At 55.1% G+C, this 20,440-nt stretch carries 26 protein-coding genes; 15 read left to right on the top strand and 11 right to left on the bottom strand.

Going from position 1 to position 20,440, the window contains the following annotated elements:
* The first annotated feature begins 18 nt into the window (after positions 1-18).
* The 5 genes from MOV14_RS03135 to MOV14_RS03115 all read left to right on the top strand — a co-directional run bounded on the left by MOV14_RS03135 (position 19) and on the right by MOV14_RS03115 (position 3,847).
* The gene (locus MOV14_RS03135) at positions 19-966 is read left to right on the top strand and encodes an aldo/keto reductase (protein WP_318537781.1); all 948 of its coding nucleotides are present in this window, start codon (positions 19-21) and stop codon (positions 964-966) included.
* A 39-nt stretch (positions 967-1,005) separates the two neighbouring features.
* The gene (locus MOV14_RS03130; RefSeq protein ID WP_318537780.1) at positions 1,006-1,320 is read left to right on the top strand and encodes a hypothetical protein; all 315 of its coding nucleotides are present in this window, start codon (positions 1,006-1,008) and stop codon (positions 1,318-1,320) included.
* Positions 1,321-1,406: 86 nt separating this feature from the next.
* On the top strand, positions 1,407-2,747 hold the full coding sequence (locus MOV14_RS03125; RefSeq protein ID WP_318537779.1) for an APC family permease: 1,341 nt from the start codon (positions 1,407-1,409) through the stop codon (positions 2,745-2,747).
* 162 nt (positions 2,748-2,909) lie between these two features.
* Positions 2,910-3,266: a hypothetical protein gene (locus MOV14_RS03120; protein ID WP_318537778.1), complete on the top strand. Its 357-nt coding sequence runs from the start codon at positions 2,910-2,912 to the stop codon at positions 3,264-3,266.
* A 14-nt stretch (positions 3,267-3,280) separates the two neighbouring features.
* A complete protein-coding gene (locus tag MOV14_RS03115) occupies positions 3,281-3,847 on the top strand; it encodes a hypothetical protein (RefSeq protein ID WP_318537777.1) in 567 nt (188 codons plus the stop codon).
* Here the strand turns inward: MOV14_RS03115 and upp are convergent.
* Positions 3,785-4,537 carry a uracil phosphoribosyltransferase gene (gene upp, locus MOV14_RS03110; protein ID WP_318537776.1) on the bottom strand — a complete coding sequence of 251 codons (753 nt, stop codon included), beginning with the start codon at positions 4,535-4,537 and terminating at the stop codon, positions 3,785-3,787. The two genes, MOV14_RS03115 and upp, sit on opposite strands and share 63 nt — an antisense overlap.
* Complete coding sequence (locus MOV14_RS03105) at positions 4,476-5,129, bottom strand: class II aldolase/adducin family protein (protein ID WP_318537775.1); 654 nt, start codon at positions 5,127-5,129, stop codon at positions 4,476-4,478. Before MOV14_RS03105 ends, upp begins: the two co-directional genes overlap by 62 nt.
* A gap of 127 nt (positions 5,130-5,256) precedes the next feature.
* Here MOV14_RS03105 and MOV14_RS03100 point away from each other — a divergent pair, with 127 nt between their 5' ends.
* Positions 5,257-6,150: a damage-control phosphatase ARMT1 family protein gene (locus tag MOV14_RS03100; protein ID WP_318537774.1), complete on the top strand. Its 894-nt coding sequence runs from the start codon at positions 5,257-5,259 to the stop codon at positions 6,148-6,150.
* Between the two features lie 68 nt (positions 6,151-6,218).
* On the top strand, positions 6,219-7,064 hold the full coding sequence (locus MOV14_RS03095; protein ID WP_318537773.1) for a formate dehydrogenase accessory protein FdhE: 846 nt from the start codon (positions 6,219-6,221) through the stop codon (positions 7,062-7,064).
* A gap of 3 nt (positions 7,065-7,067) precedes the next feature.
* On the opposite strand, the gene MOV14_RS03090 is transcribed toward MOV14_RS03095, so the two are convergent.
* Positions 7,068-8,393, bottom strand: coding sequence for a TldD/PmbA family protein (locus MOV14_RS03090; RefSeq protein ID WP_318538121.1), 1,326 nt, complete (start codon positions 8,391-8,393; stop codon positions 7,068-7,070).
* Positions 8,393-9,784 carry a TldD/PmbA family protein gene (locus MOV14_RS03085; protein WP_318537772.1) on the bottom strand — a complete coding sequence of 464 codons (1,392 nt, stop codon included), beginning with the start codon at positions 9,782-9,784 and terminating at the stop codon, positions 8,393-8,395. Before MOV14_RS03085 ends, MOV14_RS03090 begins: the two co-directional genes overlap by 1 nt.
* 51 nt (positions 9,785-9,835) lie before the next feature.
* On the opposite strand from MOV14_RS03085, the gene MOV14_RS03080 reads away from it, so the two are divergent.
* The gene (locus MOV14_RS03080) at positions 9,836-10,693 is read left to right on the top strand and encodes a protein-tyrosine phosphatase family protein (protein ID WP_318537771.1); all 858 of its coding nucleotides are present in this window, start codon (positions 9,836-9,838) and stop codon (positions 10,691-10,693) included.
* Positions 10,694-10,887: 194 nt separating this feature from the next.
* Complete coding sequence (amrS, locus tag MOV14_RS03075; RefSeq protein WP_318537770.1) at positions 10,888-11,973, top strand: AmmeMemoRadiSam system radical SAM enzyme; 1,086 nt, start codon at positions 10,888-10,890, stop codon at positions 11,971-11,973.
* Here the strand turns inward: amrS and MOV14_RS03070 are convergent.
* Positions 11,970-12,974, bottom strand: coding sequence for an NAD(P)/FAD-dependent oxidoreductase (locus MOV14_RS03070; protein WP_318537769.1), 1,005 nt, complete (start codon positions 12,972-12,974; stop codon positions 11,970-11,972). The two genes, amrS and MOV14_RS03070, sit on opposite strands and share 4 nt — an antisense overlap.
* Positions 12,975-13,055: 81 nt before the next feature.
* Here MOV14_RS03070 and MOV14_RS03065 point away from each other — a divergent pair, with 81 nt between their 5' ends.
* Together MOV14_RS03065 and MOV14_RS03060 are read left to right on the top strand one after the other, a co-directional pair.
* Positions 13,056-13,955, top strand: coding sequence for an MBL fold metallo-hydrolase (locus tag MOV14_RS03065; RefSeq protein WP_318537768.1), 900 nt, complete (start codon positions 13,056-13,058; stop codon positions 13,953-13,955).
* A 12-nt stretch (positions 13,956-13,967) separates the two neighbouring features.
* A complete protein-coding gene (locus tag MOV14_RS03060; protein WP_318537767.1) occupies positions 13,968-14,402 on the top strand; it encodes a hypothetical protein in 435 nt (144 codons plus the stop codon).
* On the opposite strand, the gene cyaB is transcribed toward MOV14_RS03060, so the two are convergent.
* From cyaB to MOV14_RS03045, 3 genes are read right to left on the bottom strand one after another with little or no spacing between them, the layout of a single operon-like run.
* Positions 14,395-14,949 (bottom strand): class IV adenylate cyclase, encoded by a 555-nt coding sequence (cyaB, locus tag MOV14_RS03055; RefSeq protein ID WP_318537766.1) that lies wholly within the window; start codon positions 14,947-14,949, stop codon positions 14,395-14,397. The two genes, MOV14_RS03060 and cyaB, sit on opposite strands and share 8 nt — an antisense overlap.
* Positions 14,946-15,371 carry a hypothetical protein gene (locus MOV14_RS03050; protein ID WP_318537765.1) on the bottom strand — a complete coding sequence of 142 codons (426 nt, stop codon included), beginning with the start codon at positions 15,369-15,371 and terminating at the stop codon, positions 14,946-14,948. The genes cyaB and MOV14_RS03050 overlap by 4 nt, the downstream gene beginning before the upstream one ends.
* Positions 15,362-15,652, bottom strand: a complete 291-nt coding sequence (locus tag MOV14_RS03045; RefSeq protein WP_318537764.1) for a hypothetical protein — start codon at positions 15,650-15,652, stop codon at positions 15,362-15,364. Before MOV14_RS03045 ends, MOV14_RS03050 begins: the two co-directional genes overlap by 10 nt.
* Before the next feature lie 140 nt (positions 15,653-15,792).
* On the opposite strand from MOV14_RS03045, the gene MOV14_RS03040 reads away from it, so the two are divergent.
* Both MOV14_RS03040 and MOV14_RS03035 read left to right on the top strand, forming a co-directional pair.
* On the top strand, positions 15,793-16,845 hold the full coding sequence (locus MOV14_RS03040; RefSeq protein ID WP_318537763.1) for a hypothetical protein: 1,053 nt from the start codon (positions 15,793-15,795) through the stop codon (positions 16,843-16,845).
* A 41-nt stretch (positions 16,846-16,886) separates the two neighbouring features.
* A complete protein-coding gene (locus MOV14_RS03035; RefSeq protein ID WP_318537762.1) occupies positions 16,887-17,309 on the top strand; it encodes a hypothetical protein in 423 nt (140 codons plus the stop codon).
* Here MOV14_RS03035 and MOV14_RS03030 read toward each other — a convergent pair.
* On the bottom strand, positions 17,299-17,685 hold the full coding sequence (locus MOV14_RS03030; RefSeq protein ID WP_318537761.1) for a putative metallopeptidase: 387 nt from the start codon (positions 17,683-17,685) through the stop codon (positions 17,299-17,301). The two genes, MOV14_RS03035 and MOV14_RS03030, sit on opposite strands and share 11 nt — an antisense overlap.
* Before the next feature lie 230 nt (positions 17,686-17,915).
* A complete protein-coding gene (locus tag MOV14_RS03025) occupies positions 17,916-18,296 on the bottom strand; it encodes a hypothetical protein (protein ID WP_318537760.1) in 381 nt (126 codons plus the stop codon).
* A 92-nt stretch (positions 18,297-18,388) separates the two neighbouring features.
* Between MOV14_RS03025 and MOV14_RS03020 the strand changes: the two genes are divergently transcribed.
* Together MOV14_RS03020 and MOV14_RS03015 are read left to right on the top strand one after the other, a co-directional pair.
* Positions 18,389-18,643, top strand: coding sequence for a hypothetical protein (locus tag MOV14_RS03020; RefSeq protein ID WP_318537759.1), 255 nt, complete (start codon positions 18,389-18,391; stop codon positions 18,641-18,643).
* Positions 18,631-19,050, top strand: a complete 420-nt coding sequence (locus MOV14_RS03015) for a PIN domain-containing protein (protein ID WP_318537758.1) — start codon at positions 18,631-18,633, stop codon at positions 19,048-19,050. Before MOV14_RS03020 ends, MOV14_RS03015 begins: the two co-directional genes overlap by 13 nt.
* A 168-nt stretch (positions 19,051-19,218) precedes the next feature.
* Here the strand turns inward: MOV14_RS03015 and MOV14_RS03010 are convergent, their stop codons facing one another.
* Entirely contained in the window at positions 19,219-20,427 is a 1,209-nt protein-coding gene (locus tag MOV14_RS03010; RefSeq protein ID WP_318537757.1) for an aminotransferase class I/II-fold pyridoxal phosphate-dependent enzyme, read from the bottom strand.
* Between the last annotated feature and the right edge of the window lie 13 nt (positions 20,428-20,440).

The raw sequence follows: 20,440 nt of genomic DNA, 5'->3' as shown, positions 1-20,440 counted from the left end.
ACACGTGGTTTGCCCTCGATGGAGTACACGTTTCTCGGAAATACAGGTGAGAAGATCTCCAGGATCGGGCTCGGCGCGTGGCAGTTCAGCGAGAGCTGGGGCTTGACGGAGTACGAGGCGGCAAAGAGGGTTATTCAGGAAGCCCACGCACAGGGGATAAACCTCATCGACACGGCGGAGGTTTACGGCAGAGGGATGAGCGAGGAGTTCGTGGGGAGAGCGCTAATGGAGCTTGGGCTGAGAGACAGCTTCCTCGTAGCCTCCAAAATCCCTGGTGACTTCCTGGCTGAGCACGACGTGTACAAGGCTGTTGAGAGGAGCCTGAAGAGGCTTCAGGTAGAGGAAATCGACCTGATGCAGGTTCACTGGCCCCCATGCTGGCACAACATCCCGACGTGCGAGTACATGCGTGCGCTCGAGAAGCTTGTCCACATGGGTAAGCTGAGGTACATAGGTCTGAGCAACTTCCCTCCGGTTCTTATAGATGAGGCGAGGTACTGCCTCTCCACCGAAGACGTGGTATCCATACAGGTTAGGTACAACCTAGCTGAAAGGGACGCTGAGAAGGAGATTCTGCCTTACGCTGAGCGAGAGGGGCTCACGCTCCTAGCCTGGAGCCCGCTGGCGAAGGGCGCGTTGACCGGGAAGTACACTCCAGACAACCTCCCCAGGTTCCAGGATGTGAGGAGCGGAGAGGCGGTTTTTCACCCAGAAAACTTCGCCCAAGTGTATAAGCTCGTGGAAGTTCTAGCAGAGGTTGGGAGCAAGTACGGCAAGAGCCCATCGCAGGTTGCCCTTAACTGGCTTGTGTCGTCAAGCCCCGTCGTCGTTCCCATCCCCGGCGCTAAGAGCGAGGAGCAGGTCAGGAGCAACGCGGGAGGCGCGGGCTGGAGGATGAGCTACGAGGACTGGCTCAGGATAGAGGAGGCTAGTAGCAGGGTTAGAATCACACGGGTTCTCTGGTAACCATTATCTATATTTAGACCACTAATACTTTATTGCTTGATGAGTGAAACAATCGAAATCGAAGTTATAAGGCCTGTCAACCCGGCAGGTGTCAGCTTTATAAAGTACCTTTGGGGAGCTATAGGCGCGAGAAACCGAACCGTCCTGCAAGAGTATAGACGGGAGCTTACCAGGCTGATCCAACGGCTCGGCTTCACCCTGGAAGAGAAAATAGGCTCAAACAAGCTCATCACAGGGACGGTTGTTCTAGAGCTCAACAACGGCAAACCCGTTAAGATAACCGCCAAGGACTTAAGAATCTGGCAGGAAACGGGAAGCTTCCCTGAAGCGATTACAGTAGAGCTGAAGGAGTAAACTAAACCTTGTTTCTGACTCGTCTTTCAAGGCATTTTATTCTTTCTCAGAAAATGCTATAAGCAGACGTGAGCTGTTTTTCACGTATGGGAGAGCTAAAAAGGGAGCTGGGGTTAGGCTACGCCACCCTGTTCGGCGTGGGCCTCATCCTTGGGGCCGGTATATACGTTCTTGTCGGCCGCGCTGCCGGGTTAGTTGGAGACGCCGTATGGCTCAGTGTCGCTTTTGCCGGCTTGATAGCCCTCTCCACAGCTTTCTCCTACGCCGAGCTATCGTCGATGTTCCCCACGGCGGCCAGCACCCACACGTACATTGAGAAGGCTTTCCCCAACCTCAGGGTATTGGCGTTCGTGTCGGCTTGGCTGATATTCTTCGGAGGAGTAGCCGGAGCTGCAACGGCGGCTCTAGGCTTCGCAAGCTATTTCGTAAGCGTTGCAGGCTTGGGTTCCAACGCCATAGTGCCTGTGACGATCACTCTCCTAGCGCTACTCTCGCTCCTAAACTGGTGGGGTATAAAGGAGTCGGCCTCCCTCTCAGCGGTTTTCACGCTGATAGAGGCCTCAGGACTCCTCTTCGTGGCTGCTCTGGGCTTTTTATTCCCGCAACGGCAGCCCGACTACCTCTCCTTCAATCCCAACGTCGACCCGGTGCTTGCAGTTATGGTCGGTGCGGCTATATTCTACTTCGCTTACACGGGCTTCGAGTACCAGCCAACCTTGAGCGAGGAAACAAAGAACCCCGAGAGAGTCGTCCCGAAGGCCATAGTCCTAGCCATACTCGTGACCACCCTCATCTACATCCTCGTCGCGATGGCTGTGGTCAGGCTGATAGGCTGGGAGGATCTAGCACACAGCAAAGCCCCCCTAGCTGAAGCAGCTTCGAGGGTGTGGAAGCCCTCGTACGCCCTTCTTTCATTCATCGCGCTTTTCGCTACAACGAACACTGTTCTAGGCTTCCTCGTTTCAGCCTCGAGGCTTGCCTACGGCCTCGCGGAGGAGGGCGTCGTCCACCGCGGGCTCGGCAAGGTGGACAAGTGGCGCAGAACCCCCTATGTCTCCGTTGCCTTTGCCGGTGTACTGTCGATATTGCTAGTCCTGCTCACGGATTACCTGCCTAAGGTGACGGGCTGGAGACTGGCTTTCGGGCAGTACCAGTACGAGCTGATAGACCTTGTCGGGAAAACCGCGAGCCTCTCGGTTCTCTTGGCGTTCCTGCTGGTTAACCTCTCGGTGGTCGTCTTGAGGAGGACCGAGGCCGAACGCCAAAGGTTCTTCAGGATACCCCTCAGCATCAGAAATATCCCTGTGCTACCTCTGGTGGCAGACGCACTCATTGTGGTCTTTGTTGCGCTGAGCTTCAGTGACTGGATTGTGTGGCTGAGCACAGGCCTGGTTGCGCTGATAGGGCTCCTCCTCTACAAGAGATGAGCTTTTTAAGGCTTACACTGCTTCGCGCAACTCATATTAGAGCCTCAAGCGTCAACGCTCTTGGATGATGAGGGTTTCTGGTTCCGATCGGTAGTGAGGAAAGCTTGATTGCCTGACAACCTTTATAGCCCTTCTCGACTTACCTGAGGCTAGACCCTGACGATGTCCGGAGGAGTCGTTGAGAAGGTGAAGTCGGAGGTTGAAAAATTCCTGGAAGATAGAACGCAGTACAGAGGCGCGGTAATCATAGCTGACGGAGAGTACGTCGCGGTCGGCGAGGCTACAGCTGAAATTGGGCGTTCAGTATTAGATACCATTAATTTCATAGACGCGGTTTTCCGCAAGCTGGCAGCGGGTCCGCCGAGGTATTTCGTCGCAGAAGGTAATGACTTCGGTGTCTCATACGGGAAATTCGGCTTCGGAAAAGCCGTTGTACTCATCTACTCGGGGTTACCTATCGGAGCCGCAATGTACGACATCAAAAGTCTCTGCAGGAGGTTAAGCGCCTTTTTGCCCTGAAGGGGGTGGTTGCGGTGAAAATCATAGGTGTAGCATGCCTGGGCACAGAGCCCCCTGAGAGCCTCAAGGAGAAAGCCCGTCTTTTCGTGAGGAGAGTTAGGGAGTTTTGCGGCGCGAACACCTTCATAGCGCTTGGCGGCTACTGGGGTTTGATGAGAGTAGTTGCCGACGAAGCCTTGGCAAGCGGGCTGGGTGTTATCATTTTTCCTCCCTTGGAGCGTGAAGCCGAGCACTTCCCTGATGCAACCATTGTTGTTCGAACGGGCATGGGATTCAGGCTCAGGAGCGTCGTACTGGCTAGGACCGCGGACGTCCTCGTCGCGCTGGGCGGTGAGGCTGGAACAATGCAAGAGGTGTTCACGGCATACCTCGAGGGAAAGCCCGTCTTGGTCCTTGGCGGCACGGGCCTCTCTACAGACAAGCTTACCGCATTTACCCCCTACATAGACTCGAGGGCCTTAGCGACTGTGAAAATTGTTGAGGATCCGGTTGCTCTAGCCGAGGAGGCGTGCAGAGTGCTAGCCGAAGGCCCTGTCGCCCGCGTCGCCAAGCCCGGGAACTATGAAGGCCCTGGAGTTTAGCTGGGGATCCACCGCGAAAGCGTACACCGTTATACCCCCGTGCTCGCTGAGAATTCTCTTTACGCCTACTTCGGTTGCTATGAGCGCTGAAACAATAATCTTCTCGGCTTCGACCCGCTCCTTGATCTTGCGAAGAACGGCCGATAGAGTGGAACCCGTCGCCAGCATCGGGTCTACGACGATAATAACTCCCGAGCGCTCGGGAACCGACATGTAGCTCAGCTCCACTTCCAGACTGAACTCCCTCCTTTCCACGTCGTCCACTTCCGCTCTTTTTGCTGAGACGAAGCCAACCTTAGCGTCCTCGAACACCTCTAGCATACCCCATGCCATCGGGAGTGCGGCCCTGAGAACAGCTAGAACGGTCACGTCGCAGCCATACTCGTAGCCTTTAGCCCTCACGCCCAGCGGGGTCGCGACTGTCATCTCGGCCAGCGGTACCTCGTTGGAGATCTCGTAGGCGGATACGATCCCTGCCTTGTAAAGCAAGCGCCGGAACTCCGATCTAGGTGTCTTACTGTCACGTAGTCGAGACAGGATGACCTGAGCCGCAGGTTTATCTATCAGCCTTAACCGGCTCAGCGTGAAACCACTCTCCCTGACGGCACCCCCATTTAAAAAGTTGGCGTCACACCGCGTTGGGCTTGACTCGCGTGAGGTAGATTTCTCTCTCCAGCCTATACGCCTCATCTGGGAGCGGGTGCGGCTTACCAGCCAGGCGCGCCAAGAGGTACACCTTGGCGGCTCTCTCCACGTAAACGGCGGTGTCAACGGCTTCGTCCAGAGTCCTACCCACGGTTAAAATCCCGTGATTTGCCAGAATAACCGCGCTCCGGTCGCCCAGGGCTTTGACGACGTTCTCACCCAGCTGTGGTGATCCGGTTGGGGCGTAGTCGGCCACCTGCACCTCCCCACCGACGTAAATGACCGTTTCCTCAAGCACAGGCGGGATGCCTTCACGCAGGACTGCGAACACAGACGCGTAAACGGGGTGGACGTGAACGATGGCGTTGACGTCCCTTCTAGCTTTGTAAATGGCTATGTGCGTTGGTAGCTCGACGCTAGGCCGGCCGAAGCCCTCTATGGCTCTTCCACTGAGGTCCACCACTAGCAAGTCCTCAGGAGCTAGGTCGCTTTTTCTCCGACCGCTTGGGGATATGAAGATCCTGTCGTTACCGGTCCTCACGCTGATGTTGCCGCTGTAGCCGAAGTTTACCCCCAAGGATTCGAGGTACTGGAAGGCTCGGACGATCTTCCGGCGAAGCTCTATCTCGCTCTCCACATGCCGATAGACAGGTTGCCTCCAATTAAGCTTATGTTAGTTGTCGCCTGAGGCCGGGCCTTTAAGCTTGTTCCACGAGGATGTGGGAAGCTTAATTTTTAATAGGCTAGGCTTGCTTGACAGAGTTATGCGCTTGTCGCCGGAGTGCGTGCCCTGCATACTCAACGTTCGCATGAGGGAAATCCTTGGCTCGGAGCTCAGCGATGAGATGAAGATGCGAGCCGTGAAGGAGCTGGTAAAATCCTACGGCGAGATGCTTGAGGGCAGCGATACGACTACGATGCTCGCTTGGAGGGCTTACAGGAAATCGAAAGAGCTTTTAGGTAAGGATGATCCTTACGCCGCGTTCAAGAAAAGGTCCCACGAGGTGGCGTTGCAGCTGTCCCAAGCCGTTTTAAGCGAGCTTGAATCCAAGGTAGGTTTTGAGCGATTCCACTACGCGGTCAGAGCCAGCCTCGCGGCAAATTTCATCGATCCGGGCTCGCCGATGGGAACCGGCCCGGAGGACTTTCACCACAGGCTGAGTGAGCTAAGGTTCGGGGTGGATGAGTCTGAGAAGCTTTACCTCACGTTGCTCCAGAGTAGCAGGGTGACGTACATTCTAGACAATTGCGGTGAAGCGGTGTTCGACATGATTCTCTTGAAGGAGATCTCAGCCATGGGCTCCGATATTAAAATCGTGGTCAAGGGCGAGCCATACCAGAACGACGTCACGGTCAGGGAGGCCAAGGAGTACGGGCTAGACGAGCTTGGCGAAGTCGTAAGCACCGGTAGCGACTTCCCGGGAGTGGTTCCCGGGTATGCGTCTGAGGAGTCGTTAAACGCGCTGAAGTGGGCTGACGTTGTGATCTCGAAGGGCATGGCGAACTACGAGGCATTCCTCGCGTACCCTCCCGAGAGGCCTGTTTTTGTAATGCTTGTTGCGAAGTGCGACCCCATTGCGCGCTCAATAGGAATAAGGAGAGGTGAGGCGGCTGCGTTCTTCCTGAGGGGGGCTCCGAACCTCTTGAAGTTCCAGTGATTCTCCCTGAACCGCTAAGTATTTTTCTAGGTCACGCGGCTTTATCACGCCAAAGGCGATGGTTTTAAATGGGAGAAAACCTTGTTGAGAAAGCAAAGGAGATATACAAAGATATCCCAATAGACGCTTCTTCCCTCGAAACGTACGTCAAGCTGATGCAGCTTCAGAAAGAGCTGCAGGCGATCTTCGAGGAGAAGTACTCCCACGTTGATGTTGAAAAGGCTAACTCTGTCTTAAGGGAGGGGAAACCGGCCTTCCTGGGAGTGGACTTGGGCCTTAACGAGGAGGAGTTGGGTCAGGCGATGCTCCAGATAACGGGGCTACTGAAATCCGAGCTGCCTGACGCGTCCCAGTCTCTGGAGCGGCTAGAGGAGGCGTGGAAAAGCGGCCAGCTGAGCCTGGTCAATCTGGGTGAGAGCCTCTTGACGGGTGACGTCGACTACGCTCACGCCAAAGCCGAGGAGCTACGGGTTGATCACGAGGTCCTTGAAGCTGTTACCGCCTGGGTCATGCAAGTCTTATTCCAGGCGTTGGCCTCGCGGCTGAGCGGTAAAATAGACATCTCGACATGGACCCTAGGAAGGTGCCCTGTCTGCGGCGGGTCTACGAGGCTCGAGATCATAGATTCTGAAGGCTCAGCCCACCTGAAGTGCCAGTTCTGCGGCACCGAGTGGGGCTTCCAGGAGAACAAGTGCCCCTACTGCGGGAACGAGAACGCGGAGGAGATCACATCGATTCCGGCAGACAAAGAAGGAAGGTTTACCCTGAATATCTGCCACGTTTGTGGGAGGTACTGGAAGGTGGTGGACGAGAGGAGGACCGGGCAAGCAGTGCCGAGAAAGCTCTACGACCTCTGGACGTTCAAACTGGACCTCATTGCAAGTGGTGGAAAAACGATCACTCCGGAGCAGTAGCTACTACCCTGAAACCGTGACGCCTTTAAACAGCACGTCTGGTGTGTATATACCTGTGTACGTGTTTCTCACGTGAACAGCCGGCTCAAGCGACGAAGCTATCGAGTATATGTTACCCGAGACTGTGACGGGTCGTAGAGGAACCAGCTCACCGCTCTTAACGAGGTAGGGGTTCGAGGCAACGACGCTGAAGTTTCCGGTGATGTAGTTAACGGTGTGAACGCTAAGAAGCGATCCATCAATCACGACGTTCGCATCCTCAAGGAGTGCGTCCGTTGTGTGGAGTCCTCCTTTTACGATGAGATTGGATGAGGATATCCCTATCGCGCCTCTGCCTCTAATGGCGTTACCGGTAGAGGGGACTTTCATTCTCCTGGCAGTGTACGTGTTGTGCAGGTAGGATTTCACCACCCCTTTCTCCACGAGGACTGTTCTCCTCCTCGGAACCCCCTCAGCGTCGTAAAGGGTCGTCGCGAGGCCACCAGGCATACAGCCATCATCTATCAGCGTGAGCTCGCCCAGAACCTTCTCTCCCAATTTATCGCGGAGCGGGCTGAAACCCTCAAGAACGTTCATTGCGCTGAAAGCGGGCAGTATGAGGTACTCGATGAGGCTCGCTAAGGGCTCGGCCATAAACAGAGCGTTGCCTGTCAGCGGCTGTCCCAGCTTCTCAGCACTCAGGCTGTCCAGAGCTAGCTTCTTCGCCTTCTCGATCATCTGGGCCGTATCGTAGATCAGCCCTCTTGCCTCAACGGAGGCCCCACCCGTGCCCTCCCGGGAGCCATCCGATGACTTCAGCCAGAGGAACAGCCCCATTGATGTTCCTCGGTCCTCTGCTCTCACGCCTCTCGTGTTGTACGTCAGGCTCCTAAACACCGTGGAGGATCCCCCTGCAGCCGCGACCTTTAGCCTTGGGTCAAGAACCTGCGCTTCACCTATTAGATCCCTCACAATGCTCGCGAGCTGCTCAACCTCGAGCGAAGCAACACCCTCGTCGTAACCGATCCAGCTGTGGACGGGCGGCTCCGGGTCAGGGAGAGCCTCCCAGTAAGGATCCTCCTCGGCTTTCTTAGCCATCTCCACCGCACTACTGATGGTTCTCTCCACGACGTTCCAATCAGACGAAGTTGCCGTCGCGATAGCTACCCTTTTCCCAACGGCCACTCTAACCCAAACGTCTGACGTGTACCTCGTGATGGGCTTTGGGTATGTCCCCTCGGACTTTACGCTTATAGTGCCTGTGTAGGTGACGCCGATCTCAGCCTCGCTCGCCCCGAGCTCGAGCGCGCGCTTCAAACCCTTATCCAGGATGTAGGCTGACTCCACCATCACCTTTCACCTCCCACGAGAAGCCGGGTAGCTCTCAGGGAAGGCCCCCCGTCGCCGACGTGCACCATTTGGCCATACTTCCCACACCCTCCGAAGGGGCTCGTCGAGATCTCCACGTTGTTGGCCACGGCGTCGATGTACTTGAGCATCTCGAGTATATTTCCTGCTAGAACGACGTCCCTTACGGGCTCCTTGAGCTCTCCGTTCTCAACAATAAAGCCTATCCTAGAGTTGAAAGTGAAGGTGCCATCCTCTTCGACCTGACCCCCCGCCGGTTTGTCGAGCAGGAGCCCGTGCCGCGTCTCCCTGATTATCTCCTCCTCCTTCCAGTCACCCCCCTCGAAGAAAGTGTTTCTCATCCTCACGATAACGTCGTGGGCAAAGCTCTGAGCTCTCCCATTCCCCGTCGGCCTCATGCCGAGTAGCGCTGCACTTTCACGGCTGTGCAGGTAGCCGACCAGCACTCCACGCTCGACGAGCACTGTGCGCTGGGTAGGCGTACCCTCGTCGTCGACGGGCAGGACGTAGCCGCCCCGCGGGTCAAAGCCGGAATCCACTATCGTCACAAGCTCGCTGGCTATTTGTTCGCCCAGACGACCGGTCAGGGGGCTCGTCTTCGTGAAAATGCTGTCGGCTTCCGTAAGGTGGCCGAAGCTTTCGTGGGCGAAGACGCCCGTGAGCTCAGGCCTTGTTATCACGACGTGCTCACCGGCAGGAGGGCGCCTGGCCTTCAGGGAGAGGCGTGCCATCTCCACCGCCCTCTCAGCAGCCCTCTCGGGTGCCTTATCTCCCGTGAAGTACTCTAGCCCCTGAGACGCCCCGAAAGTTTCGAAGCCATCCCCCGTCTTCCCGTTCTCGCGGAGGACCACAGACGCGGAGATCCCTGTTACAAGCCTCTCCGAAAGGACGCGCACGCCGTCCAGAGAGTAGACCTCCACGAAGCCGTAGTAAGCCCCGTAGCGCGATGTGGCCGACGACGCCCCGCTATTCTTCGCGACGCTGTAAGCCCTCTTAACCAGGTCTATCTTCTCGTCCACCGCTACCCTCGATGGGTGCTTTCTCACCGAGCCGAAAGTGTACCTGCCCTCCTTGACGCCCAGCTCCGCGACAGATTTGTCTCCCTTGCCAAGCGCTCGAGCGGCTTTCACAGCGCTGATCAGCGCTCTTTCAAGCCCCTCCCTCGTTAACTCGGTGGTAGACGAGAAGCCGATACTGCCCTCCCTAATAACTCGAACCGCCACGCCCCGAGAGGCCGAGACACTGAGCGTGACGATTCGCCCGTTCACAAGCTGTATGTACTCGCGGGTCGTATCCTCAAACCTCACGTCGGCAAAGCTGACACCCTCCTCTGAGGCCCTCCGGAGGAGAAACTCTGCTAGGTCTTCAAACACACCGTAATACCCAGGCGAACGAATATATGTTTTCCTATACGATTAGCTCCCGTGTCGAGGTTCAGGGTACTTAGGCCTCAAGTGTACTGGTCCTCGTGTCCATCATCCGAAGAGCTAAGGGTTCTGCGGGACCAGGGACTCAGCCTCGTGGTGGACCTAACGGAGAATGAGTGTAGCTACGATGTTCCTCAAGGGGTTGAGAGGCTGGTGTTCCCGATTCCCGATTTTTCGTTCAGGTCCCCAGAGGTTGTCTTCTACAAGGTGGTGGAGCCCGCGAAAAGGGAGGTTGAGAGCGGGGGAACGGTGCTTGTGCACTGCATGGGTGGTATCGGCAGGAGCGGGACCGTGGCAGCGATGCTCTTAGTCATCCTCGACCGAATGACTCTGGATGGAGCGTTGAGCAGGGTCAGGAGGCTCGGTGGAGGCCCCCAGGTTCCTGCCCAAGCCACTGCCCTCCGGTGGTTTGAGAGGAACGTGAGCACAATAGGCTACAGCAAATACCTCAGCTTCTCAGAGCGTATCACGTCGCTTGGTGAGCGAAAGGCAGACCACATATCGTCTAGAATCAACCTTGCTCTGGATATCCTAAGTGAGCTAGGTCTGAGCGGCTTCCAACTCGAACAGTTCTTCGAATGCATGATCGACGCTTTAGTAGCGGGAACGCAAACTGCATGCCTGCCGTCCAGCTTGGGCGAGGCCGCGGGCGACGTTCTCGAATTAGCGGAGATTGTGGGAAACGTGTTTTACGGGGAAGGACTCTACGTGGGTCTAGAGAAGAGAGACGGCAAGCTGTACCTGCTCTTGAACGGCTTCGCAGCAGCTGGAGAGCTAGCCTCGCGCCTAAGGAGCTTCATAAGGGAGAGTCGCTTTCTCAGAGATTTAATGGACGTTGAGGAAGTGTTCGAGTGAACGCACTCGGAGCGGCGTCGCTTCCTGACCTCTTTTTCGATGAGCGGAGAAAGCTCCTCCCTCATCTCGCTCAGTGGTCCCGGGGTCGGGGCATTGAGCAATACTGCTTTCCCGCGCAGAGCTCGTACTGACGCAAGGGCATAGTTGAGGCTCGGCGGAAGGTTTAAAGAAGCCCTCCGCGAATCAAACACGTAATGGACTCTAAGTCTAGACCTAACGTGAGGGAGGCGTTGTTCTGGGAGAGGGTTGAGGGGAAGCCTGGGTATGTGCGATGCAACCTCTGCCACCGCCGTTGCGTAATAGCGCCCGGGCGCTTCGGGGTATGCGGTGTGAGGAAAAACATTGACGGAAGACTCTACACCTACGTTTACGGGCTGCTCACCGCAGCCAACCTTGATCCCATCGAGAAGAAGCCGCTCTCACACTTCAACCCCGGTAGCGCAGTTTTCTCCATCTCCACGCCCGGTTGTAACTTCTTCTGCCAGTTCTGCCAGAACTGGGAGATCAGTCAGAGCAGGCTGGAAAAAGGCCTCTACGGGATGCAGTACACGCCTGAACGGGTCGTGAGCGAGGCTCTCCGTTTGGGGGCCGACGGCATATCCTACACCTACAACGAGCCAACGATCTTCTACGAGTTCATGCTGGACACCGCGAAGCTCGCTAAGCGCAGCGGTTTGTTCAACACCATGGTTACGAACGGTTACATGACGCAGGAGGCTTTGCAAGAGCTGAGCAAGTACATGGACGCCGCCACGGTTGACTTCAAGGGAGGCGGCAACCCGGACTTCTACAGGAAGTTCATGGGCGTTCCGGACCCCAGCCCCATCTACGACACCCTACTGACTATGAAGGAAAAAGGAATGCACGTTGAGATTACTAACCTCGTAGTCCCCCTCGTCGGGGACAATGAGGACGACTTAAAGAAGCTTGCGCGCTGGATAGCGGACAACCTGGGCGTCGAGACCCCATTCCACCTCCTGCGCTTCTACCCCCACTACAAGATGATAGACTACCCGCCTACAGATGTCCAGAAACTGGACCAGCTGGCTTCGATCGCAAGGGGGGAGGGCTTGAAGCACGTGTACGTGGGGAACGTGTGGGGCCACCCTCTCGAGCACACATACTGTCCGAGATGCGGCTACAAGGTAATCGAGAGGAGAGGCTTCTTCATCACCAAGTGGAACTTGACAGACGACAACCGTTGCCCAAGGTGCGGCTACAAGCTGAATATAAGGGGGTCTTATAGAAAGAGGAACTGGGAGTTCGAGTACTTCTTCTAAGAGATCTTCAGCACTAGCCCTTTGCTCTCCTTCTTCCCTGGGATTTCTAGGTGCCTCCAATCAGACGTGCTCGAAACCTTCTTCCCACGCTTGCTCATTATATAGGCGTAGGCGCTGAGGGCCGCGCAGGCCCCCATTCCAGCCGCGATGACTGCCTGCTTGTGGGGCATGCCTGCAACATCTCCGGCCGCGAACACCCCCGGCCTGCTGGTTTTGCACTCTTTATCGATGATGATCTCGCCGTTCTCGTTTAGCTCGACAAAACCCTTTAGGAACTCCGTCCTCGTAACGTAGCCCATCTCTACAAACACGCCGTCAACCTGCAGAGTCTTGACTTCCCCCGTTCTCCTGTCTTTCACCAGGAGAGCCTCAACCTTCTTAGACCCCCTTACCTCCACGGGAGCAGAGTTTGAAACCAGCTCAACGTTTCCTTTGCTGAGGGCCTCCTTTAGTAGCTCCTCGTCGTCCAGCGGTTTCTCGCCCGGGAAAACCCAGTAAACCTTGCTCGCGTAGTCGCGGAGCCTTATAACGTTCTCGTAGTTGTGTAGCCCCCAACCCACCAGGGCAACGGTTTTGCCACGGTAAAGCGGCGCGTCGCAGATGACACAGTAGGACACGCCCCTTCCCTTGAACTCCTTCTCCCCTGGGACGCCCATCTCTTTAGGCGACTTCCCGAAAGCGAGAACCACGGCGTCAGCTTGAAAAACATTCCCAGTAGCTGTCTTGATGAGGAAGACGCCGTCTCTCTCCTCTATACCCGTCACCTCATCGAAGACGATCTGTGCGCCGTAAGCGCGCGCCTGCTCCTCTACCTTCTTTATAAGCTCCAGTCCGCTGATGCTCATAAACCCGGGGAAGTTCTGTATCTCTGAAGTTAGGAGAAGCTGGCCGCCTAGGTCAGCGCTAACGACGAGCGTCGAAAGCCTCTGCCTCGCAGCGTACAGGGCTGCGGTCAGGCCTGCTATACCGGCACCAACGATTACGATATCGTACTTTTGCATACGCACTCGTAAACCAGGAAACACGTTGCCTTATAAAGATAAGGTTAAATCAGGGAAAAGCGAAGACTGGGAGAAAACATTATGCACATTACGCTGGTCGACCTGGACTCAGAGCACCCGGGTCTCCTTGCGAGCTACATCGTTGAGACCGAGAGGAGCCTCCTGGTGTTCGACCCAGGCCCGGCTTCGACCATTGCCTCTCTGTTGAAGCAGCTAGCCGGCAGAGAAGAAAAGAAGGTATACGTATTCGTAACTCACGTTCACCTCGACCACGCGGGCGGTCTAGGGCATCTGCTTGAGCACGTCAAAGTAGAGAGAGTGTACGTGCACGAGAGAGGAGTTAAGCACCTACTAGACCCCTCAAGGCTCTGGGAGTCTAGCCTCTCCGTTCTCGGCGAGAGGGCTCTCATCTGGGGTAAGCCGAAACCCGTTGATCCTGAGGTCGTCGAAGAGGTAAGAGGTGATAGCCGAGTCGAGCTTGACAGCCTCACCGTGGAGGTCGTGAACTGCGAGGGTCACGCAAGCCACCAGGTGTGCTACTACCTTCAGGACGGGACGATTTTCCCAGGCGATGCCCTCGGAGAGGTCTACGACGGAAACGTCCTCTTACTGACGCCTCCTCCCTTCCTTGGGAGCGAAGCTCTAGCCACCATTGATCGTATACTCAGGCTCAACCCCGAGCGGCTCGCGCTCCCCCACTACGGAATATATACCCGCGAACACCGGCTCTGCAACCGCTATAAGGCGAAGCTTCTGGAAGCCTTGTGCCTAGCTGCTCTCCACCAGGGTGACGTTAGCAAGCTCCACGAGCACCTAGCTAGGGACGAGGAGTACAGGAGGGGGCTGGAGGTTCTTGAGTCTCGAGACAGGGACCTGGCTAAGGGTTTCCTCGAGAGAAACATCACCGGTCTTGTAGAGTACGTCTCCAGTTACGGGTGGTACTGCCCCGGCAAAGATTTTAACGCTGTGAGAAAGGGTTAGGTGTGCGTGGTTATGACCAACGTTAAGAGTGCTAAGGGGCTTGCATTGGAGGGGCTGACCGCTCTCGCCATTCTAGCAGCTCTTCTCTTCCTCTTCTCAACAGGACTTTGGATATCCATTCCTCAGTCGTCAAGGCTCCAGGTGGGCGATGCCGTGGTCGTGACCCTAGTTGCCCTCTTTATCTACAAGTCCGAGAAACTGGTCCCCCCGCTTGCGGCTGTGGTGTCGCTAGGCCTGCAAATCGACGTTCAAAAGGTTTCGATCGCTCTGCAGGGTTTTATGAGGTTTATCTATCTAGCGGTTGCCTACTTCGCGCTCCGGAGGACAAGTTTGAGTCTGTTAACTATGGCTTTAGACTCTGCGAATGCAGGTGTGGTGTACGATGCGGTCTTCACAGTGCTCATACTCTTTAACGTCTATGATACGGTGAGGAGAGCCGTTAGGTAGGGGCTCTGGCCCCCATCTTCTTCAAATACAGCTCCAAATACGTCTCCCGGACAAGATCCCGGAGACCGAGCCTCTCAGCAACTCTCCTTAAGCCCTCGTCTCCAGCTCCCCGGTCTTCAAGCTCAACAAACTCTCCCAGCCCCTCGACCATGTCCAGCGACACCTCGACATTATCTATCTCGAAGAACTCCCTGTGTTTTGCTAGGCGGGCAACTTCCCGGAAGCCTAGGCTTTCGAAGACCTGAAGCGTTCTTTGGAAGTTGTCTGCCTTTACGACCAGCTCTACTCTGGCTTTAGCCCAGCCTTGCGAGCGGGGCCCCTTATACGTGATCTCTACGTTTTCACCCTGAGACTGGGAAGAGCGTATGAGCCGTACTCGCAGGGCCTCATCCCTCTCAGCGAAGTTCCAGCATGGGTGCTGGAGGTAAACGTCCACCATTTCGACGCTGTCGATCGGCTTCGCGCCCATATCTAAGAGCTTTTTCCTCAGCTCGTTGAGATCCTTACACCTGAACTTAACCTCCAACTCGACGCTGCTGGTGCTCATTCCTCTGGGCCTACCACAACTATGTTCTTAAGGTTTTCCGCGAGGTTGTTGATAGTGTAGGACAGCTTGAGCAGAGCGGCGGCTGAGCTCATGGCTTTGCACGAGTCTCGCTCCTTGATGGCATCCGACATTTCCTTTAACGCTTGGGAGATTTCATCCTTCATTTCCTCGAGGACTTTCTCTGTTCTGCCACGGTACTCGAGGGAGAGAGGCATTGAGGAAACTCTCATGAAGGAGCTCATCGCATCGGCGAGAGTGTACAGAGCATTGCTCAGCACGTAAAAGTAGCTCTGATCCGTCAAAATGCCCATAGACAGAAGAACCATCCCCAGGTTCCGCATCTGCTGGGGGTCGATCACGTTGTTTTTAACGTCCCTCGAGGCCTCAGAAAGAATCCTCTCAACGCCTCTCTCTACCTCCATTTAACCACCCTCGTCCGCTTAGCCTCAGACACGAAAACCCTATATGCTCTATAAATCATCTTCTTGGCCCTATCTATCTCCTCGAGAAACGACTCGACATCCTCCCGCACCCCCTCCTCAGCGCTAACCTCCAAAAGACCCCTGAGGTGTACCTCGCTGACCACGATCTCGAGGGCAACCGCCTGTAGCTCTTCGAGCCTAGCCCCCCTAGCTATAATATCAGCTACTTTGTTGACGAAGTAGCCTTGGGGGCAGGTTCTCCTGGAAGCTCTCTGGCTCATCTCCCGCTAACTGGATCTTTCTCGTATTCCGATATATACTTTACCTGGGGTGGCTGGTAGCTTTACATTTTGTCTATACACGAAATAAAAAGGATATTTTTATTAAACGCTTTTACGACGTGACTCGCAGGGACGCATGAATGTATGCAAGCGAGGCTTCCCTCGGAGCAATAGCGAGAAGCGGTCTCTCCCTGAAGCTGAACCCTAATGAGTGGAAAGTTGTCTCAGCCGCGGCGAGGGCGCTCACCGTCTCGAAGATCTCGGAGCTGGCCCCGCTGCCCTACAGCACGGTGATCGATGTTGTGAAAAGGCTCAGCAGGCTAAACATAGGCATATCTTTCGTGCCGCACTTCGACATGATGGGCTTCCAATCGGTCTTTGTGATACTCGAGCAGCGGGAGCTGAAGCAAGTTCCCCTCTACACGCAGGCCGTGTACAAGCTACTCGGGAAGAAGCAGCTCATAGGAGTTAAGGCGCTGGTCCCGGAGAAGTACGTGTATGACTACGTATCAGCTTTCAGGAGCGAGCCGGTCTACGTTCTGAAAACCTATGAGGTGAAGTACTGGTTGCCTAGCGGTAAGCTCACGAGGTATGTGCCAGGTATCAACGTGGTGGTGCCAACGGCAGAAAAACTGTCTGAGGTTATCGCTGAGTCCAGGGTTCCGGAGAAACCGAAGGAGAGAAAGTGGGTCGACTGGGTGGACCTTACAGTGCTCTACTTCAAGATGAAGTACGCCTACACGAAGCTGAGTGAGATGTCGAACTTAATCAAGGAGAGCTTCAAGATAGAGCCCCCCAGCAGGCAGCTGATGAGCTACCACTACCGTACACACGTGATCAACCTATGGTCTCACAACAGAGTGATTTTCAGGCTAAACCCAGAGCTCGTACCTTTAAAACTCTACGTTTTCAGCGGTAAAGAGGGGGAGTCCACGGCCAGAACCATGATACAGGCTCCCTACATGTACGAGGCGCTCGTAGGGGAATCCAGCGCTGTGGTTCTTGGTCAGCCGCCCAGCTACCTCGAACGACTAGTATACGAGATAATATACTTGACGAATCCCGAAATGCCTTTCGGAGCCCTGCTGGTGACCGACGAGCGCGAGTACCCGTGGCTGTCGACGCGAGTAATCGAGCGCTACAGAACGAGGGGGGAGTTCCCGGACCCCGAGGAAGAGTTCTTCCCCGGTTAGTCCAGAAAAACGTTTATTAATAACTTTGTGTATTAAACTTTGTGTCAAGCTGTCAGCCCGAGGAGGTTGTGCAGAAGCTTAGTAGGGAGCTTGAAGGAATAGGGTACTTCAACATCATCTCAGAGGATGCTAAGACAATAATACTGCTCTGGTGCGGTGGTCGGTGCTCACCCATACTAATGAGGGTAGATGAAGGAAGCCTGCGCGTAGTGATCCCGGTTGTACTGAGAGATGCAGACCCCCACCAGCTGGCCGGGAAGATTTCCTCAATGATCTCCGAGCCCGCGTCGGTTGACGTTATAAGATTGGATGAGGGTGTGTTAGGGCTGGAGGTGAGCTATGCTTTCCGCGAGTGCCTGGACTTGAGCTATATTGAGAGGGTGATTCGCGAAGCTCAAAGTTTTCTCGAGGCGGTAACCAGCGAGTACAAAGGTACGCCTATTGAAGCAGACATCATCGCCTAGCTAACTTTGAGAGGTATTTCTCTGTAAGGCGGCGGACGACTCTATCGTTAACAGCCTTGCCGTGAGGTCGGAGGCCTCCTGAGAAACTGCTGGGAATATGAAGTAGCTCGTGTACTAAAACTTCCACTTGCTTCTCGGCTGGGAGCACGTCGAACTTCTCGGAGATCACTTCGATGACGTAAAGCGGGGGGAGGTTAAACGCGACCTGAAACGACTTCGGGAGCCCGTAAATCCTCGCGGTAGCCGAGCTCTTTGATCCCATACTCCTTACGAACCTGACATGCTCTAATCTAATCCACCTCATATCCAGCTTCTCGACGATGTCTTTAGCCATGGCTTCCACGTCGCATGCAGGCGCGTAGCGAAGTTTCGGCACGATTTCCACCCAAAGGGTAGGATTGATCCTGCTTATTTAAGGCCCATCACTAAAGGTCTTCACTTTCTGCACGTTAACTTCTTTTTTAGTGAAAGTAAACGCCAAATTTAGTTTTATCCCTTCTAATGCCGCGTGAATCGAAGGCTGAAACTTTCACCGAATCATGGTACGCACAGGCTTCTTTACTCGCTTGTAAAGACCGGCGCCCTCCCGGGAATATAAGGTACAGGCTACCTCGAAGAGCTCAGAATGGATGAGAGTACTCCCCTAAACTTGTTCACGCGGTTCACTATGGCTAACGCAGTAGTCCTGCCCTGAAACGTGTAATCAGCTAGGAAGCGCAGTTTTACCTTTCCAGGCTCCGCCTCAACCTCAATGTCTTGATCCGCAGGTACCTGCTCGGGAATCTTCTCGGTATTGACCTCAGCGTATAAAGCTACTCTTACCACGTTGCCCATCGACACGATCTCAGCAGTCATGTACTCGTCTACCGCGAGCACATCCCACCTTTCACCGACTGGTTGCGCAGCCAGCACTCTGTAAAGGTCCTTGAAACCCTCTAGGAGCGTAAACTTTACACCGTCAAGCTCGAAAGTCCTTGCCTCCGACATCCGCGTAAACCTAGTTTAGCATGTAGCACGTCTCATTAAAACGTTATCTCGTCCGGCTAAGGTATAAAAGCCGCGAATGCTATGAGCCTCTTGTGCCTGCGCGTAAACGCTACATAGTTAGGTTAGGCGAAGACGGCACCTTAAAGATCCCGGCACCCCTTCTAAACGAGCTAGGGGTAGCGCCCGGCTCGTACGTAACCATAACCCGTGAGGGCTCAAACCTGGTTCTCAGGTTTCGGAGCAAGAGAGCACCACTTAAACTAGGGCGGCAGGTAACAACAGAGGAGATGGAGAGGTTAATAAAGGAAGCCCTCGATGAGCTGGTGGTGGCCAGATGGGAGACGTAACCAGGCTTGTCGTAGACACAGACATTCTGCTCCACGACACCTTCGAGGACAGCGAGAAACACGCTGAAGCGTCCGAGCTTCTAGATGATGCAGACAGAGTGTACATGGCATCCATTGTCCTCCACGAGTACTTGTGGTTGCTCCTGACGAAGTTTAAGATAGACCTAGACGTCGTCAGGGAGAAGCTCGAGGAATACTTCGGGGATACGCGCTTCATCTACATCAGCGAGAACAGTGAGGTTTTTCTAAAGGCTCTTGAGTGGATGAAAGAGGACAGCGCAGACCCAACTATGATAAACGACTACATAATCCTAGTCCTCGCCCAGCGCCTCGGCGCGGTCCTAGCCACGTACGATGCCGACCTTAAAGAAATAGCCAAGAGAAGGGGCATACAGGTCACGCCTTGAGCCGCTACTCCTTAATCCTTCGCGGGAAACCCCTCCGGATCTAAACAGCCCACGGGAAACCAGTTCACCGGGATGCTCTGCGGGTAGATCCCACCGACCTAGCAAGAGTAAGGGCTTTAATATGATCGTTGTCTCCTTAGGGGTGAGGGCGCGCTCACGGGAGTGAGGCTAAGATGTGCGCTGAATTCTTCTCATGAACCTTTCGATCCTGTTGAAGGCCTCCTCTAGCACCTCAAGCGGCGGCAGGAACACAAGCCTTACGTGGCCTGCACCAACGGGCCCGAAGCCGGAGCCATAGACCACGAAGACTTTCTCCTCCAGCAGTAGCCGCCTGGCAAACTCCTCGTCACTCATGTTAGCCTCTACACGGGGGAAAGCGTAGAAAGCGCCTGCCGGGGCTACGGGGAGCCGGAAGCCCGGGATCTCGTTGAGGCGCTTAAAGGTGAACCTCCTCCTTTCATCCATCTTCCTCCTAACCTCCTCGAGGAACAGTGGCTTCCTCCTGGCGAACCTAGCCAGCGCGACCTGCAACGGCGTGACCGCGGAAAGCCTAGTCATCAGAAAAGCCAGAATAGCTGAGCGGATCTGCGAAACCTTCTCCTCAGGCCCCTTGAGGTACACGTAGCCGAGCCTCCACCCCGTGGCGAGGAAGGTCTTCGAGAAGCCGTTCAGTCCTATCACAACGTTGTCCTTGCTTGCAACCCTAGCGGTACTCACAAACTCGCCTTCAAAAGTCAACGCGTCGTAGATCTCATCGCTGACGACAGGGATGTCCCACTCCGCGGCTATGTCGAGGATCTCTTTGATCGTCTTCACGGGGTACACAGCGCCAGTGGGGTTGTGCGGGTTGTTCACCACTATGAACTTAACGTTATTATCTACAAGCCTCCGAAGCCTGTCCGTGTCAGGTACCCATCCCTCCTCTTCTACCAGCGGGTAAAACACCTTGTTCGCGTTGTAGAAGTCTGCGAAGTTTATGTAAAGGGGGTAGCTGGGATCAGGTATCAGAACCTTCTCGCCATCGTCCACAAGCGCGGCGAACAGGGCGTTTATACCCTCCGACACGCCGCTCGTCACGAGAACATTCCTGCTCTCAACTTCGACGCCGTTCCACACCTTCTCCTTGTACGCGATCGCCTCCTGTAGCTCGCGGACACCTTCCGATGAAGCGTAGTAGTTGTGGTTTTCGAGCATCGCGCGGTAGGCCTCCTCGATGAGCTCTCTCGGTGTTTGGAAGTCGTACTTCAGCGGGTCACCTATGTTGAGATAAATGACCTTCTCACCCTTCTCCTCGAGGCTCCTCGCAAGCGCGTTGTACTTCCTTATAGGGTAGTCCAGCCTGCTTATCCTCTTGGAGAGGCCTAGGACTTTACTCACGTAAAAAAATTGC

It is taken from the genome of Infirmifilum sp. NZ (assembly GCF_022693705.1).
Classification (GTDB): domain Archaea; phylum Thermoproteota; class Thermoprotei; order Thermofilales; family Thermofilaceae; genus Thermofilum.
Note: the sequence above shows the minus strand (reverse complement) of the source record. Positions and strands in the feature narration are given on the sequence as shown.

Excerpts from the sequence above, each read along its gene's own strand:
- MOV14_RS03090 (WP_318538121.1), bottom strand. The coding sequence starts at position 8,393 with ATGGTGGAGTCAGCCTACATCCTGGATAAGGGTTTGAAGCGCGCGCTC.
- MOV14_RS03120 (WP_318537778.1), top strand. The coding sequence starts at position 2,910 with ATGTCCGGAGGAGTCGTTGAGAAGGTGAAGTCGGAGGTTGAAAAATTC.
- MOV14_RS03040 (WP_318537763.1), top strand. The coding sequence starts at position 15,793 with ATGTATGCAAGCGAGGCTTCCCTCGGAGCAATAGCGAGAAGCGGTCTC.
- MOV14_RS03045 (WP_318537764.1), bottom strand. The coding sequence starts at position 15,652 with ATGAGCCAGAGAGCTTCCAGGAGAACCTGCCCCCAAGGCTACTTCGTC.
- cyaB (WP_318537766.1), bottom strand. The coding sequence starts at position 14,949 with ATGAGCACCAGCAGCGTCGAGTTGGAGGTTAAGTTCAGGTGTAAGGAT.
- MOV14_RS03015 (WP_318537758.1), top strand. The coding sequence starts at position 18,631 with ATGGGAGACGTAACCAGGCTTGTCGTAGACACAGACATTCTGCTCCAC.
- MOV14_RS03060 (WP_318537767.1), top strand. The coding sequence starts at position 13,968 with ATGACCAACGTTAAGAGTGCTAAGGGGCTTGCATTGGAGGGGCTGACC.
- MOV14_RS03125 (WP_318537779.1), top strand. The coding sequence starts at position 1,407 with ATGGGAGAGCTAAAAAGGGAGCTGGGGTTAGGCTACGCCACCCTGTTC.
- amrS (WP_318537770.1), top strand. The coding sequence starts at position 10,888 with ATGGACTCTAAGTCTAGACCTAACGTGAGGGAGGCGTTGTTCTGGGAG.
- upp (WP_318537776.1), bottom strand. The coding sequence starts at position 4,537 with ATGAGGCGTATAGGCTGGAGAGAGAAATCTACCTCACGCGAGTCAAGC.
- MOV14_RS03100 (WP_318537774.1), top strand. The coding sequence starts at position 5,257 with ATGCGCTTGTCGCCGGAGTGCGTGCCCTGCATACTCAACGTTCGCATG.
- MOV14_RS03095 (WP_318537773.1), top strand. The coding sequence starts at position 6,219 with ATGGGAGAAAACCTTGTTGAGAAAGCAAAGGAGATATACAAAGATATC.
- MOV14_RS03070 (WP_318537769.1), bottom strand. The coding sequence starts at position 12,974 with ATGCAAAAGTACGATATCGTAATCGTTGGTGCCGGTATAGCAGGCCTG.
- MOV14_RS03025 (WP_318537760.1), bottom strand. The coding sequence starts at position 18,296 with ATGTCGGAGGCAAGGACTTTCGAGCTTGACGGTGTAAAGTTTACGCTC.
- MOV14_RS03135 (WP_318537781.1), top strand. The coding sequence starts at position 19 with ATGGAGTACACGTTTCTCGGAAATACAGGTGAGAAGATCTCCAGGATC.
- MOV14_RS03050 (WP_318537765.1), bottom strand. The coding sequence starts at position 15,371 with ATGGAGGTAGAGAGAGGCGTTGAGAGGATTCTTTCTGAGGCCTCGAGG.
- MOV14_RS03065 (WP_318537768.1), top strand. The coding sequence starts at position 13,056 with ATGCACATTACGCTGGTCGACCTGGACTCAGAGCACCCGGGTCTCCTT.
- MOV14_RS03130 (WP_318537780.1), top strand. The coding sequence starts at position 1,006 with ATGAGTGAAACAATCGAAATCGAAGTTATAAGGCCTGTCAACCCGGCA.